At 74.3% G+C, this 16,038-nt stretch carries 8 protein-coding genes; 2 read left to right on the forward strand and 6 right to left on the reverse strand.

All coding sequences use genetic code 11. The features are described from left to right. Positions 1-74 precede the first annotated feature (74 nt). The 6 genes from ACFWXO_RS35175 to ACFWXO_RS35200 form a co-directional block, all read right to left on the reverse strand. A complete protein-coding gene (locus ACFWXO_RS35175) occupies positions 75-770 on the reverse strand; it encodes a formyltransferase family protein (RefSeq protein WP_380529163.1) in 696 nt (231 codons plus the stop codon). Between the two features lie 58 nt (positions 771-828). Beyond that, on the reverse strand, positions 829-2,106 hold the full coding sequence (locus ACFWXO_RS35180) for a cytochrome P450 (protein ID WP_380529166.1): 1,278 nt from the start codon (positions 2,104-2,106) through the stop codon (positions 829-831). Then, complete coding sequence (locus ACFWXO_RS35185; RefSeq protein WP_380529168.1) at positions 2,103-3,899, reverse strand: beta-ketoacyl synthase N-terminal-like domain-containing protein; 1,797 nt, start codon at positions 3,897-3,899, stop codon at positions 2,103-2,105. The genes ACFWXO_RS35180 and ACFWXO_RS35185 overlap by 4 nt, the downstream gene beginning before the upstream one ends. A gap of 47 nt (positions 3,900-3,946) precedes the next feature. Next, complete coding sequence (locus tag ACFWXO_RS35190; RefSeq protein ID WP_380529170.1) at positions 3,947-5,773, reverse strand: amino acid adenylation domain-containing protein; 1,827 nt, start codon at positions 5,771-5,773, stop codon at positions 3,947-3,949. Next, positions 5,770-11,826, reverse strand: a complete 6,057-nt coding sequence (locus tag ACFWXO_RS35195) for an acyltransferase domain-containing protein (RefSeq protein WP_380529172.1) — start codon at positions 11,824-11,826, stop codon at positions 5,770-5,772. Before ACFWXO_RS35195 ends, ACFWXO_RS35190 begins: the two co-directional genes overlap by 4 nt. A 140-nt stretch (positions 11,827-11,966) precedes the next feature. Beyond that, complete coding sequence (locus ACFWXO_RS35200; protein WP_380529173.1) at positions 11,967-12,251, reverse strand: hypothetical protein; 285 nt, start codon at positions 12,249-12,251, stop codon at positions 11,967-11,969. A 405-nt stretch (positions 12,252-12,656) separates the two neighbouring features. Here ACFWXO_RS35200 and ACFWXO_RS35205 point away from each other — a divergent pair, with 405 nt between their 5' ends. Together ACFWXO_RS35205 and ACFWXO_RS35210 are read left to right on the forward strand one after the other, a co-directional pair. Further along, positions 12,657-14,003 carry an MFS transporter gene (locus ACFWXO_RS35205; RefSeq protein WP_380529175.1) on the forward strand — a complete coding sequence of 449 codons (1,347 nt, stop codon included), beginning with the start codon at positions 12,657-12,659 and terminating at the stop codon, positions 14,001-14,003. A 95-nt stretch (positions 14,004-14,098) separates the two neighbouring features. Then, positions 14,099-15,949, forward strand: a complete 1,851-nt coding sequence (locus ACFWXO_RS35210) for an acyl-CoA dehydrogenase (RefSeq protein WP_380529177.1) — start codon at positions 14,099-14,101, stop codon at positions 15,947-15,949. Positions 15,950-16,038: the final 89 nt, after the last annotated feature.

Here is a 16,038-nt window from a genome sequence, read left to right on the forward strand (position 1 = left end):
TATTGTGTTCGCGGGGGAGCGTTTTTGTTTAAACGACACTGGGTGCGGGGCCGACGGCACTTCGCCGTGCGGGCTCAGTGCTCGTGCAGCGCCCACCGGCTGCCGTCGACCCGCGCCGTGCCCGGCAGGGCGATCAGCTCGGGCTTGAACAACGGCGGCGCGCCCATCGCGGGCTCCCAGGTCGCCAGCGACTCGTCCTGGGGGACCTCGATCCGCCGGTCGGCGGCCAGGTCGGCGACCACCTTGAGCAGCAGCCGCACCCCGAGCGGCGCCAGGTGGTCGCGCCACAGGCTCTGCGCGGTCGAGCCCGGCGGTACGAACAGGTGCTGCTGGGCGGCGATCGGGCCGCCGTCGGTGCGCTCGGTCAGGTGGTAGACGCTTCCGCCGGTCACCTTGTCGCCGTCGCGGATCGTCCACCGGATCGCGTCCCGGCCGCGGTGCAGCGGCAGCAGGCTGGGGTGGTAGCCGATGGTGGCGACGGCGGCCCGGGCACGGGTCTCCCGGCCGAGGAAGGCGTGCGAGTGCGCGGCGAGGATGACGTCCACCCCGTCGGGGACGTGCCGGGCCCGCAGTTCGGCCGAGTCCGTCCAGGGGATGTCCCTGGGGAACGCCCAGGCCCGTACGCGGTCCCAGCACATCGCGTCGGCCTCGTCGGACCGCCCTCTGCGCAGCCGGGGCGCGGCCGCACCGACGATCTTGTGTCCGCCGTCCAGCAGGGCCTCCGCGACCTGCACCGCGAACGCCCCTTGTCCCGATAGGTAGATGTTCAACCGTCCTCCTGCGCTCACTGGTCGGGTCGGGTCGGGTCTCGGTTTCGGCGTCGGCGCGTCAGTCGGCCCCGTCCAGTCCGGCCCCGTCCAGCCCGGCGCGGTCGGGCTCGAAGCGCACCGGCAGGGTGGCGAACCCGGTCAGGAAGTTGGAGCGGATCGGCCGCGGCTCGGCGGTCAGGTCGAAGCCGGTGGTGAAGTCCCGCAGTGCCCCGAGCAGTTCGGCGATCTCCACCTTGGCCAGGTAGGAGCCCACGCAGAAGTGCGGGCCGTACCCGAAGGCCAGGTGCTTGTTGGGGGTGCGGCCGAGGTCGAAGTGCTCGGGCCGGTCGAAGACCCGCTCGTCCCGGTTGCCGGAGGCGTGCCAGAGCGTGACGATCTCGCCGGGCCGCAGCCGTACGCCGTGCACCTCGGTCTCCCGGACGACGCTGCGTCCGAAGTGCAGGGTGGGCGAGGCCCAGCGCAGCACCTCGTCCACGGCCGTCCCGAGCTCGACCTCGCCCCGCTTGAGCCGGTGCCACTGGTCGGGCCGGGCCGCCAGGGTCCGGACGCAGTCGATCATCGTCAGCCGGCTGGTCTCGTCGCCGCCGATGATCAGGCTGTAGCAGTTGAGCACCACGTCCTCGTCGGTCAGCGGCACGCCGTCGATCGAGCTGGCGACCAGCATGCTGATCACGTCCTCGCCCGGGTGCTCGCGGCGCTCCTCGACGACGTCCATGAAGTACATCAGGATCTCGTTGCGGGCCATCTCGGAGTCGACCTCGTCGACGTCCTCGTCGTCCGCCGAGAGCGCCGCCCTGGTGAGGCCGAGCAGGTGGTCCTGGTCCTGCTCGGGCACGCCCAGCAGGCTGCAGATGGTGGTCATCGGGATCCGGGCGGCGATCTGCTCGGCGAAGTCGCAGCCGCCGGAGGCGACCGCCGCGCGGATCCACCGCCGGGTGTTGGCCCGGACGGTGGTGGCCACCTCGTCCAGCACCCGTGGGGAGAGCACCCGTTGCAGGATCTTGCGCAGCTCGTGGTGGCGGTGCCCGTCGGTGACGGCCAGCATCCGGCCCGCCCCGGCGTCGCCGCCCTCCAGCAGGGTGACCAGGACGTTGCCGCGCTCGGAGGTGAAGTGCACGTCGTCCCGGTAGGTGGCCAGGATGTCCTCGTGCCGGGAGAGCACCCAGAACCCGCGCCGGCCGTGGGCCGGGGGGTTCCAGTGCAGCGGCGCCTCGTCCCGCAGGGTGCGCCAGTACCCGACGAGGTCGAGGTCGGGATCGGCGAAGGTGGCCGGGTCGCCCAGGTCCACGGCGGCCGGGGCGCGGGCCGGGGTCGGGGCCGGGGTGCGCACGGTCACCAGTCCGTGCGCCAGAACCGGCGCGGCTGGAAGGGGTAGGTGGGCAGCGGCACCCGGTGGCTGGCCTCGCCGCGATGCAGGGCGTCGAAGTCCACCGGCCGGCCGCCCACCCAGGCGGCGGCCAGCTCGGCCAGCGCCCCGGCGTCCCGGCCGGCCGGCACCAGGCCGTGGTCGGTGCGGGCGAACGCGCCCGCGTCGACGGCCGGGGCGGCGGCGGTCGAGGTGACGACGCCGCCCGCGGGCTCCCCGGCGAGCGCCGCGATCAGCTCCTCCCGGCTGCGCACCACGGCCGCCCAACGGCGGGGCAGCACCTTGCGGCCGAGGTTGAGGCTGTAGCAGACGTCGTCCAGCCGCAGCGTCGGGTCGGCCGCCAGCCGCTCCCGGAGCCGGGTGCGCTGGCGGGCCAGGGTCTCGTCGTCCAGGGCGGACAGGGTGGCCAGCCGGGGCCGGCCCGCCTCCTCGGGCTCGCGCCGGGCCGGGGCCGGCGGCTCCTCCAGCAGCAGGTGGGCGTTGTAGCCGCCGCCGCCGATCGAGGTGATGCCCGCCCGGCGGATACCGGACTCCGGTTCCCAGTCGGCCCCTTCGAGCTGCGGCACGAACGGTGTGCCGGGCAGGTCGAGGTCCGGGTTGACCTCGGTCAGGTTGATCGTCGCCGGGAGCTGCCGGTGGTACAGCGCCAGCGCGGCCTTGACCGCCCCGAAGCCGCCGGAGACCACGCCGCCGTGGCCCACGTTGCCCTTGACCCCGCCGATCGAGGTGGTCGCGGTCTGCTTGCCGAACGCCATGGTCGCCGCGTGCACTTCGAGCTCGTCGGTCATCGGCAGACCGAGCCCGTTGGCCTCGTACATGCCCACCGTCTCGGGGGCGACGCCGCCGACCTCCATGGCGCTCGCGATGCAGGCGCTCAGCCGCTCGGGCTGGGCCAGGCCGTAGGCCATCGCGCTGACCCCGTTGTTGTTCACGGCCGAGCCCTTGACCACGGCGTAGACGTGGTCGCGGTCGGCGACGGCGTGCCCCAGCGGCTTGAGCAGCACGGTGACCACGCCGCTGGACAGCGCGGTGCCGGTGCCGTTGGCGTCGAAGGGGCGGCAGTGGCCGTCCCGGGACAGGATCCGGTTCTCCTCCCACAGGTGGCCGCGCGGGTGCGGCAGCCGCACCATCGCGCCGCCCGCGACCGCCAGGTCGGTCTGGCCGAGCAGCAGCGACTGACAGGCCAGGTGCACCGCGTAGTGGAAGCCCGCGCAGACGGCCGCGACGGTGACGGCCTCGCCGGTGAGCCCCAGGTAGTACAGGGCGTTGGAGGTCATGGTGTCCGGCGACCAGGCCAGGCTGGCCTCGATCGCCTCCGGGCCGACCGACACCCGGTCCGGCGGGGAGCTGTAGAGCGCGGCGGTCTGCGGGTTGTTGGCGCCGTACATCCCGATCTCGGCGTCCAGCCGCTCCGGGTCGTAGCCGCCGTCCTCCAGCGACTCCCAGGCGCTCTCCAGGAACAGCCGGTTCTCCGGGGTCATCGCGGCGGCCATCCGGTCGCTGATGCCGAACACCGAGGGGTCGAACCTGTCGTAGGTGTCCAGCACGCCGCAGGCGCGCACGTAGAAGGGGCTGTGGATCAGGGTCTCGTCGACGTGGATGTCGTCCTTGGCCAGGAAGGAGATCGACTCCCGGCCGTGGACGAGGTTGTCCCAGAACTGTTCCTTGGTACGGGCGCCGGGGGCCCGTAGCGACATGCCGATGACGGCCACGTCGCCCGGGTCGTAGTCCTGCTCGGGGGCCTGCTCGGGGTGGTCGGTCATGGGAGGCTCCTGCTCCGTGGTGGGGTGGGGCGGCTCGGGTCGCGGGCTCAGCGGTCGCCGGCCGGGCGTCCGCGCAGGGCCGCGCGGCGGGCGCCGGCCCGGCGGCGGGCCGACTGCACCACCTTGGGGGTCGCGCCCTCCTCCTCGTCGAGCCAGCGGGCGAGCGAGGCGATGTCGCGGAAGCTGAACAGGTCGGGCACCCGGACCCGCCGGTCGAAGCGACGGGTCATCAGCCGGGCCAGCCGGATCAGCAGCAGCGAGTCGCCGCCGAGGTCGTAGAAGGCGGCCTGGACGTCGATGCCGGACGGTTCGAGGTCGAGCAGCTGCCCCCAGATCTCGGCCAGGGCGAGCTCGGTGGGCGTGCTCGGCGCGGTCGTCGGCCCGCCGGTGCCGGCGGCCGGCGGCTCGGGGAGCGCGCTGCGGTCCAGCTTGCCGCCCGGCCCGAGCGGCAGCGCGGGCAGCACCACCAGGGTGGCGGGCACCAGGTAGTCGGGCAGTTCGGCGGCGAGCCGGGCGGTGACGGTGCCCTGGAGCGCCGCGTCCAGCCGGGGCCCGTCCGGGGCGGGGCCGTCGCCCGCGGGCACCAGGTAGCCGACCAGCCGGTTGCCGCGGACGGCGGCGGCGGCCTCCCGGACCTCGGGGCAGCCGGTCAGCCGGGCCTCGACCTCCTCCAGCTCGATCCGGTAGCCGCGCAGCTTGACCTGGTGGTCGGTGCGGCCGAGGAAGCGCAGCTCACCGTCCTCGGTGAACGCGACCAGGTCGCCGGTGCGGTACATCCGCCCGCCCGGGTGGAACGGGTCGGGCAGGAAGCGCTCGGCGGTGGTCTCCGGCCGGTTGACGTAGCCGTGCGCGACCCCGGCGCCGCCGAGGTACAGCTCGCCCGGGGCGCCGGTCGGGACGGGCCGGCGCTGCTCGTCCAGCACGTACACCAGGGCGCCCTCGGTCGGCGGGCCGATCGTCGGCTCCTCGGCCGACTCCTCGGGAACGAGGCCGAAGGAGCAGAACACGGTGCCCTCGGTGGGGCCGTAGGCGTTGAACACCCGGGTGGCGCCGGTCTCCCGGTACGTCCGGTCGACCAGCTTGCGGCGCAGCGCCTCGCCGCCGAACACCACGGTGCGCAGGTTGGGCGGCAGCGCCCCGGCGTCGAGCAGGCCGTTCATCACCGACGGCACGGCGTTGAGGTGGGTGATCCGGTCGGCGTACCGGCTCTCCGGCAGGTGCACGGCGCTCTCGACCAGCACCACGGCGCCGCCCCGGCACAGCGCGTTGAAGATCTCCATCACGGACATGTCGAAGCAGACCGAGCTGGCCGCCGCGACCCCGCTCAGGTCGCAGCCCTCCAGGACGCGGTCCATCGCGGCGAGCATCGCCACCGCGCCGCCGTGCCGCACCGCCACGCCCTTGGGCCGGCCGGTGGAGCCCGAGGTGTAGATGATGTACGCGGTGTCCCCGGGCACGACCGGGACGGGCCTCGCGCCCGGCTCGGTGCGCACCGCGGCGCCGTCCAGCACCAGCACGGTCGGGCCGGGCGGGCAACTCGCCCGGGAGGCGGGGGTGGTGAGCAGCAGCCGGGTGCCGCTGTCCTGCACCATGAGGCCCAGCCGGTCGGCGGGGTAGTTCGGGTCCAGCGGCAGGTAGCAGGCGCCGCTGCGCAGCGCGGCCAGGAGGGCGACCAGCAGGTCGGGGGTGCGTTCGACGCAGATCCCGACCGGGACGCCCGGGCCGGCCCCGGCGGCGGTCAGCCGTTCGGCCAACCCGGCCGATCGGCGGTCGAGTTCGCCGTAGCCGAGGACGCCGGCCTCGGCGTACACCGCGATCGCGTCGGGGTTCTTGGCGGCCAGTTCGACGAAGGCGGAGTGCAGGGTGTCGGTCACCGGTCCGCCTCCTCGGGCAGGCCGGCCGGGGCGACGGCGCCGAGGGCGAGGCCGGGCCGGGCGATCGACTCGAAGAGCACGGTGCGGTACAGCGCGAGCAGTGCGGTCACGGTGTGCCTTTCCAGGTAGCTCGGTTTGAACTGGACGTGGCCGGCCACTTCGCCGTCGATGTCGGCCATCGAGATCTCCAGGTCGAACTTGGCGAGGTGGCGGCGCACCTGGAGCGGTTCGAGCGGCAGGGCGCCGTCCGGGGTGAGGGTGGAGCCGACGCCGTGGAAGAGCTTGACCGAGCGGGGGAAGGCCTCCGAGGACAGCCAGTTGACCACCACGTCGAACCACGGGGAGCGGCCCTCGGCGCGCGGCGGCCGGAGCCGGGAGGCCAGCAGGTCGAGGGGGTAGTTCATGTGCTCCAGCAGGCCGAGCGAGAAGTCGTGCACCTCGCGCAGCAGGTCGCGGAAGCTGCGGTCGGCGGCCGGGTTGGCCCGGACCAGCACGGTGTTGAGGTAGTAGCCGACGGCGGACTCCCAGCCGGGCTCGGCCCGTTGGGCGATCGCGGTGGCCAGCACCGCGTCCTCGGTGCCGACCGCGCGGTTGAGGGTGGCGAAGAACCCGGCCAGCACCACGGTGCTGATCGACACGCCCTCGCGCAGCGCGAACTCCCGCAGCAGCCGGGTCTCCTCGGCGCTCCAGCGGAACGCCAGGTCGCGGCCCTCGTAGGTGACGCCCGGCGGCCGCTCCCGGTCGGACAGGTCGAGGTGGGCGGGCGGGTCGGCCAGCTTCGCCGACCACCAGTCCAGCGCCGCCGCGGCAGCCGGCCCGGCCAGCCACTGCCGCTCCCATGCGACGAACTCGGTGTACGGGGCGGCCGGTGCGTCGGCAACCGGGTCGGCACCCGGGTCGGCGCCTTGGTCGGCGCCCTGGCAGGAGGCCTGGTAGAAGGCCTGGAGTTCGCGGATCATCACATCGGCGGAGGCCGCGTCCGAGGCGATGTGGTGGACCAGCACCAGCAGGTAGTGGTCGGCCGGACCCCGGCCCAGCAGGACGACCCGCACCAGCGGCCCGTTGTCGAGGTCGAGCGGCCGGTGCCCCTGCCGGGCCAGCTCCTCGCGGGCCTGCTCCTCGTCCAGCGCGGAGCCGTCCAGCGCCAGGAACTCGTACACCGGTTCGTCCAGGACGACTTGGTACGGCCGCCCGCCCGCCTCGACGAAGAGGGTGCGCAGCGCCGGGTGGCGGGCCGTCACGGCCCGGACGGCGCGCTCCAGGGCCTTCTCGTCGACCGTGCTGCGGATCCGGGCGGTCACCATGAAGTTGTAGGGGACGGCGTCCGGCGAAACCATCTGCATGAACCAGAGCGAGGCCTGGCCGTGCGAGGCGGGTGCCAGGGCGAGGCCCAGGTCGTCGGCGCGCAGCTGCTCCAGGGCCGGCGCGTCGGTGGCGTCCAGCAGGCCGCGGGCGTCCAGTTCGTCGAGCAGTTCCTCGGCGTCCAGCTCGGAGAGTTCGTCGAGGAAGGCGTGGTCCGCCCGGCGGGCGGGGGCCGGTACGGGAGTCGGCGCGGCAGTCGGTGCGGGGGCGGTTGCGGGCGTGCTCGCGGGGGCGCCGCCGCCGGTGAGCTCGACGAAGTGGCCGACCACCTCGGAGATCGGGCGGCCGTCCAGGAACACCACCGGCGACACCCGGTGCCCGAACAGCGCCTGCATCCGGTTGACCAGCCGGATCCCCACCATCGAGTCCAGGCCGAAGTCCCGCAGGCAGGCGCCGGTGTCGAAGCCGCTCACCGGCACGCCCAGCGCGTCGGCGAGTTCGGCGAGGACGACCTCCGCCACCGGCCGGGCCGCGGGCTCGGGCCCGGCCTGCACGACGGTCGCTGCCGCGGGCGCGGTGGCGACCGGCGCAGCCGTCGGGGCGGCCGGGGCCCGTGGGGCCTGCGGCTCGGTGTCGATCCAGTAGCGCTCCTTCTGCCACGCCACCAGCGGGGTCTCCACCGGCTCGACGTCGTCGTCGAACAGCGGGTCGAAGGTCAGCGGCAGGCCCCGGACGTACAGCGAGGCGGCCGCGCCCAGCAGGCAGCGCAGGTCGCTCTCCTCGCGCCGCAGCGAGTTGACCGCGTGCACCCGCGCCCCGCGGGTGAGGGCGATCTCCTCGACGGCGCCGCGCAGCGTCTCGTGCGGGCCGATCTCGACGAAGGTGCCGATGCCCCGGTCGACCAGCGCCCCGATGGTCTCGGCGAAGCGGACCTGGTTGCGCAGGTTGTGCACCCAGTAGTCCACGTCGGTGGCCGGGTTGACCGCCTCGGCCAGCGCGGTGGAGTGGAAGTCGATGACGGGCGGCAGCGCGGTGATGCCCTCGATGCCCTCGCGCAGCGGCTGGAGCAGCGGGTCCATCCCCGGGCTGTGCACCGGCCGTTCGACCCGGATCCGGCGGACCGACACCCCCTCCCGCCGCAGGTCGGCCTCCAGGGCGTCGACGGCCTCGGGCGAGCCGGAGACCGCCGCGCTGGTGGGGCTGTTGACCACGGCGACGGCCGCGTGCGCGGCGTACGGGGCGAGCCGGGGCAGCAGCTCCGCCTCCGGCAGGTCGACCGAGATCATCGCGCCCGCGGCCGCCTTGCGTTCGAGCAGGTGCGAGCGGGTGACCACGACCCGGGCGGCGTCCTCCAGCGACAGCGCCCCGGCCACGCAGGCGGCCGCGACCTCGCCCAGGCTGTGCCCGACCACGGCGGCCGGCTCGACGCCGAGCCCGAGCCAGACCTTCGCCAGCGACACCTGGAGGGCGAACAGCACCGGCTGCTGGACGTCCATCTCCTCGTACCGGGCCCGCTCGGCCGGGGCGGCCAGCTGCTCCAGCACCGAGCAGCCGCCGGCCGCGCGCACGGCGGCGTCGCAGGCGGTCATCCACTCGCGGAACCCGGCGTGGGAGCGCAGGAGTTCCCGGCCCATGCCGACCCACTGGGTGCCGCCGCCGGAGAACACCAGCGCCACCCGGCGGTCGACGTTCCCGGAGGCCGCCCCGGTGAGGACCTCGGGGTGCGGCCGGCCGGACGCGACCCGGGCGAGGCCGTCCAGGACGTCCTGCCGGCTGCGGGCGAACAGCGCGATCCGGTGGTTGTGGTGGGTGCGCCGGGCGGCGAGGGTGTACGCGAGGTCGGCGACCCGCAGGCCGGGGTCGCGTTCGACGCGGTTGGACAGTTCGCGGCAGCTGTCGGCCAGCGCGCCCGCCGTGCGGGCCGTGACGGGCACCAGGTGCAGCCGGCCCGCCGGGGCGGGGTCGGCCTGGCCGGGGGCGGTGTGCCGGCCCCGGTCACCGGCCAGGAAGGGGTGCGCCGGGACGGCCAGCCCGGCCGCGTACAGCGCGCCGAGCGAGCCGAGCAGGGTGACGGCCTCGTCCTCGCCGCGCCGCAGCGAGGGCAGGGTGGCGGCGGGGAGCAGTTCCGACACCGACTTGAGCAGCAGCGGGTGCGGGCTGAGCTCGATCACCGCGTCGACGTCGTACCCGCGCAGGCCGGTCAGGGCGTCGACCACCCGGATCTCCCGGCGCAGGTTCTCCGCCCAGTAGTCCGGGCCGAGTTCGGCGCCGTCCACGGCCTCGCCGGTGACGGTGGAGATCATCGGGATCCGGGTGCTCCGGGGGCGGATGCCGTCGAGCTCCACCTTCAACGGGGCGAGCACGTGGTCGACCAGCGGGGAGTGCGGGGCGTGGCCCATCCGCACCCGGTGGTTGGTGACACCCGCGTCGGTGAGCCGCCGGACCAGGCCGTCGATCTCCTGCGGGGTGCCGGTGACCAGGGTGGAGCGCAGGCCGTTGCGGCCGGAGAGGGTGAGCCCGCCGGTCAGGTACGGCGCGACCTCGTCCGCGGCGGTCATCACCACGATGCCCTCGCCCCGCCCGACGGCCAACTGCTGGAGCAGCCGGCCGTGGTGGGCGGCCAGCCGGGAGGCGTCGTCGAAGTCGAGCGCGCCGGCCACGTGGGCGGCGGCGAACTCGCCGACGCTCTGCCCGACCACCACGTCCGGCTCCACGCCCAGCGCGCGCCAGGTCTCGGCCAGCGCGACCTGGAGGGAGAACAGCAGCGGCTGGAAGACGTCCATGTCGTCCAGTCGGCCGTCCGGGGAGAGCAGTTGCTCGACCAGGGAGAAGCCCAGCAGCTCCTTCATCCGCCGGTCGGAGCGCAGCATCGAGCGGCGGAACACCGGCATTCCGGCCAGTAGCTGGCGGCCCATGCCGACCCACTGGGAGCCGTTGCCGGAGAACAGGAACGCCACCCGCGGGCGGCGCCCGGCCGCCTCGCCGACGCTCAGCCCGCGGGCCGGCGCCCCGGCGCCGAAGGCGTCCAGCTGGGTGCGGAGTTCGGCCAGGTCCCGGGCGGCGGCCGCGAGCCGGAACGCCCCCTCGCCGGGTGCGCGGCGGCACAGTTCGCGCAGGTCGGTGGCGTCGCGCAGGGCGCGGGCCCGTTCCGCCAGCGCCTCCGGGGAGTCGGCGGCCAGCAGCAGCAGGGAGCCCTCGGGGCGCGGCAGTTCCTCCACCGCGACGTGGCAGATCGCGCCGCCGAAGCCGAAGGAGCTGACCCCGCCCCGGCGGGCGTCGGAGCGCCGCGGCCAGGGCGTCAACCGGTCCTGGACGGTCATCCGGTACTCGTCGAAGAGGATCTGCGGGTTCGGCGTGCTGTAGTGCAGGCTCGGCGGCAGCACGCCGTTGCGCATCGACAGCGCCAGCTTGACCAGCCCGACGATGCCCGCCGCCGCCTCCAGGTGGCCCACGTTGGACTTGACGGAGCCCAGCCGCAGCGGCTCGGTGCGGTCGCCGCCGAGGACGGCGCCGATCGCATTGGCCTCGATCGGGTCGCCGAGCGGCGTCGCCGAGCCGTGGCACTCGATGTAGTCCACCAGGTGCGGGTCGATGCCGGCCCGCCGGTACGCGGTGCGCAGCATCTTCTCCTGCGCCTGCGGGTTCGGCGCCGTCATCCCGTTGCTCAGGCCGTCGTTGTTGGAGGAGCTGCCCTTGATCAGGCAGTACACCGGCAGGTCGCGCTCCAGGGCCACGCTGAGCGGCGCGAGCACGACGACACCGGCGCCCTCGCCGCGGACGTAGCCGTCGGCCCGGGCGTCGAAGGACTTGCAGCGGCCGTCCGGGGCGAGCGCGCCCATCGCGTCCATCGCGGTGTAGTAGTCGGAGACGAAGCTCAGGTTGACGCCGCCGGCCAGCACGAGGTCGCTCTCGCCGAGCTGGATCGACTGGCAGCCGACGTGCACCGAGACCAGGGAGCCCGCGCAGGCGGCGTCGATGGCCATGCTCGGGCCCTGCAGCCCCAGGACGTAGGAGACCCGGTTGGCGATGATGCCGTCGTGCATGCCGGTCGCGGTGTGTGGGGTGATCTGGGCGTCGGGCCCGCGGTAGTGCGCCAGGGCGGCGTAGTCGCCCCAACAGGAGGCCATGAACACGCCGGTGTCGCTGCCGAGCAGGGTGTGCGGGGCGATGCCCGCGTCCTCCAGGGCCTCCCAGCACAGTTCCAGGACCAGCCGCTGCTGCGGGTCCATCTGGACGGCCTCGCGCGGCGAGATGCCGAAGAACAGCGGGTCGAACCGGTCGATGCCGTCGACGAACCCGCCCCAGCGGACCGCGTCGTTCATCAGCGCCCGGCGCGCGGCCGGGACGGGTCCGACGGCGTCACCGCCCTCCACCAGCAGCCGCCAGAACGCGGACGGGTCCGGACCGCCGGGGAAGCGGCAGCCGATGCCCACGACCGCGACCGGCTCGTGGGGACGGGCGCCGCGCTCGGCGCCCCGGGCGGGCTGCGCCTCGCGCGGACCCTCGACCAGGGCCCGGGCCAGCTCGCCGACGGTCGGGTACTGCCAGAGCCAGGTGGCGGGGACGGCGCGCCCGAGGAACGCGGACAGCTCGGCGGCGAGCGCCACCGACCGCGCGGAGTCCAGCCCGTACCGGTGCAGCGGGGCCCGGGGGTCCAGGGTGTTCGCGGACACGTCCAACAGTGCGGATACGCGGGAGAGCAGGAAGTCCGTGACGGCGGACGGGTCCGGCACCGTGCGTTCTTGGGGCATGGCGACTCCCTGGGCAGGGCGGAAGGAGGGAACGGGGAATGAGGGAATGGACGGGGGAACGGGCGGGGCAACGGGTGGGTCGGGACTGCCCGGCCGGACGGCTCGCGACAGCCTGGATCAGCCGCGTGCGGACGTGCGGATCAGCGGCTCGGATCGCTCGGATCGGCTCGGGTGATCGCGCAACAGCGGCCCACTGTGAAGTTCTCGCCGACGCGTGCGGCGCGGCGCCTGCCGGCCGGTCCGTCGGCGCTGTGGTCGCCGTGGACCGCGCGGAGCTGGTGTCCCGGTCCGCCCTGGATGCGGAGGTCGATCGGAAGGCCGATCGGACGGTCGATCGGGTCTGGCGCAACGAGTGTGCGAACTGTGCGAATCGATGTGCGGCGGATCACCGGGTCTTTACCGACCAGCGGGTACGAGAGTGCCACTTGGCGATTGGTGAGACAAGCGTCGTCTGCGAGCCGGTCCGGGCAGTGGCGGGATCCGATCGCCAAAGTGTCCGATTCGACCTGCTCGATCGAACGGCTCCGGCCGAACGGTGGCGACGGCGGGTGAACCGCTGCACGGCGGGCTTTCGTTCGCGCGCGATACGGCTAACCTGCCTGAAAGGCAAGGGAGTTGGAGCACGGTCGGGATTCCCCGCGAGGGGTGAGGGGTGGACAGCGGACGATCAGCGCGGGCAAGCTGACCCCCATGCCAGTTGCGAGCCCTGAGACAGCGTCAGCCTGCGTCGACCGCTCCTTAGCCCCTCGGGGCCCCGCACGGTGCCCGGCGCTTGCACCGCCCGGTGCACCGGGCCGCACCGGCCGGGCCGACCGTTCCGGCGGCCGGGCATGACCGACGTCGCGGTGCAGCCGCTGACCCGACCGGGACTGGCCCTCGGGGTGCTGGCCGGGGCGCTCGCCCTGGACGTGAGCGGCCTCGGGGTGCTCAACGCCGCCCTGCCCTCCGTCGGCAGCCGCTTCGAGCTCGCCGACACCACCCTCCAGTGGGTGATGACCGCCTACGCCGTCACCTTCGCCGGCTTCCTGCTGGTCGGCGGCCGACTGGCCGACGTGCTCGGCCGGCGGCGGGTGTTCGAGGTCGGCGTCGCCGTGTTCACCGTCTCCGCGCTGGTCGGGGCGGTGGCGCCGAACATCGGGGTGCTGCTGGGGGCGCGCGCCGTCCAGGGCGTCGGCGCCGCGCTGTCGGGACCGGCCGCGCTGGCCCTGCTCTCCGAGGCGTTCCCGGCCGGTCCGGCCCGCAACCGGGCGTTCAGCGTCTACGCGGCGGTCGGCGCCGCGAGTTTCAGCGGCGGCGTGCTGCTCGGCGGCGTGCTGACCCAGTTCCTGGGCTGGCGTTCGGTGCTGTGGTTCTCGGTGCTGCTGGGGGCCGCCGTGCTCGCGGTGACCAGGATCGGCCTGCCCGACGGCCCCGGGCACCGCGGCCGGCTGGACCTGCCCGGCGCGGTCGCCGGCACCCTCGGCCTCACCCTGCTGGTGGTCGGGGTGAGCAGCTCCGGCGCCACGGCCTGGACGGTGCTGGCCGCCGCCGCGCTCTGCCTGGTGCTGTTCGTGGTGCGGGAGCACCGCACCGCCGACCCGGTCCTCCCGCTCGGCCTGTTCCGGCTCGGCTCCGTCCGGGCGGCGAGCCTGGCGGCGTTCCTCCAGTACACGGGCTCGGTCGGGATGCTGTTCTTCGCGCCGCTGTACCTCCAGGGGATGCTGGACTACTCCCCGTTCGAGTCCGGCCTGGCGCTGGTGCCGATGTCCGCCGCGGTGTTCCTCACCGCCAACTTCGCCACCGGCCGGCTGCTGGCCCGCTTCACCCCGCGCACCCTGATGTCCGTCGGCCTGGTGCTGATCGGCGTCGGCACCGGGCTCTGGCTGGGCACCCCGCACGAGGGCTCCTATCTGGTGCACGTGCTCCCCGGCCTGGTGCTCAGCGGCATCGGCCAGGGCCTGAACTTCCCCTCGATGACCACCGCCGGGCTGGCCGGCGTCCCGGCCGAACGGCAGGGCGTCGCCGGGGCGGTCAACGTGGTGACCCAGCAGATCGGCGCGAGCGTCGGCGTGGCGCTGCTGGTCCTGGTCGCCGGGACCGGTACGGACCGGCTCGACGGCTACCACCTCGCCTACGTCACCGCCGCCGCGGCCTGTCTCCTCGGCGCCGCCGCCGTCGCCGCGGGTCGCCGCACCTGACGGGCCCCGCAGCTGACGGGCCCCGCACCTGACGCATCCCGCACCCGGCCCGCGGGCCCCGCTCGCGACGGTTGACGGCTCCGGTCCGGTGGAGCATGCTGCTGACGAAGCCAAGCAAGCGCTTAGTCACTCGCGAAAGGCGCCACCCCGTGCCGTCCCTGCTGCTCTCCCGCCGCGACCTCGACTTCCTGCTGTACGAGTGGCTGGACGTCCCCTCGCTCACGGCGCGCCCCCGGTACGCCGACCACTCGCGGGAGACCTTCGACGCCGCCCTGGACCTCGGCGAGCAGGTCGCCACCCGGCACTTCGCGCCGCACAACAAGCGGAACGACGCCGAGGAACCGCGCTTCGACGGCGAGCGGGTGCACATCATCCCCGAGGTCCGGGAGGCGCTGGCCGTCTTCGCGGACACCGGGCTGCTCGGCAGCGCCATGGACCAGGAGGTCGGCGGCGCCCAGCTGCCGTCCGTGGTGGCCAGCGCCTGCTTCGCCTGGTTCCAGGCCGCCAACCCGGGGACCTCCGGCTACCCGTTCCTCACCGTGGGCAACGCCAACCTGCTGCTGGCGCACGGCAGTCGGGACCAGATCGACACCTACGTCCGGCCCATGGTCGAGGGGCGGTTCTTCGGCACCATGTGCCTGTCGGAACCGCAGGCCGGCTCCTCGCTCGCCGACCTGCGCACCCGGGCGGAGCCGCGCGCCGACGGCAGCTACCGGCTGTTCGGCAACAAGATGTGGATCTCCGGCGGCGACCACGAGCTGTCCGAGAACATCGTCCACCTGGTGCTGGCCAGGATCCCCGGCGGGCCGCCCGGGGTGAAGGGCCTCTCGCTGTTCATCGTGCCCAAGGTGCTGGTCGGTGCCGACGGCACGCTCGGCGAGCGCAACGACGTCGTACTGGCCGGGCTGAACCACAAGATGGGCTTCCGGGGGACGACCAACACCCTGCTCAACTTCGGCGAGGGCGTGCACCGGCCGGGCGGCGAGCCCGGCGCCGTCGGACACCTGGTCGGCGAGCCGCACCACGGCCTCGCCTACATGTTCCACATGATGAACGAGGCCCGGATCGGCGTCGGCCTCGGCGCCGCCGCGCTCGGCTACACCGGCTACCTGCACGCCCTGGACTACGCCCGCACCCGCCCCCAGGGCCGTCCGGTCGGGGCCAAGGACCCGGACGCGCCCCAGGTGCCGATCATCGCCCACGCCGACGTGCGCCGGATGCTGCTGGCCCAGAAGTCCTACGCGGAGGGCGCGTTGGCCCTGGTGCTGTACTGCGGCCGACTGCTCGACGAGGAGCGCACCGGCGCCTCCCCGGAGGACCGCGCCCGCGCCCACCTGCTGCTGGACGTCCTCACCCCGATCGCCAAGAGCTGGCCCTCCCAGTGGTGCCTGGAGGCCAACAGCCTCGCCATCCAGGTGCACGGCGGCTACGGCTACACCCGGGAGTACGACGTCGAGCAGTTCTACCGCGACAACCGGCTCAACCCCATCCACGAGGGCACCCACGGGATCCACGGCCTCGACCTGCTCGGCCGCAAGGTCGTCATGGACGGCGGCGCGGGCCTGCGCCTGCTCGTCGAGACGGTCTCGGCGACCACCGCCCGCGCCGCGAGCGCCGGGGGCGAGGCCGCCGAGTACGCGGGGCAGCTCGACGAGGCCGTCCGGCGCATCGTCCCGGTCACCCGGCGGCTGTGGGCGACGGGGGACCCGGAGACGGCGCTGGCCAATGCCACCGTCTACCTCGAAGCGGTCGGGCACACCGTCGTGGCCTGGCTGTGGCTGGAGCAGCTGCTCGCCGCCGACGGGGGCACCGAGCCCGTGCACGAGGGGAAGCGGCACGCCTGCCGGTACTTCTTCCGGCATGAACTGCCCAGGACCGAGGCCCAGTTCAGGCTGTTGGAGAGTCTGGACCGGACTGCCGTGGAGATTCCGGACGACGCGTTCTGAGGGTGGTCCTGCCGGGGCGGAGCCACGGCCGCGGGGGGCGGGGGGGGCGGGGGGGGGGGGCGCCGGCGGCGCCGGCGGCGGCCCCCCCA

Source organism: Kitasatospora sp. NPDC059088 (genome assembly GCF_042738155.1).
Taxonomy (GTDB): Bacteria; Actinomycetota; Actinomycetes; order Streptomycetales; family Streptomycetaceae; genus Kitasatospora.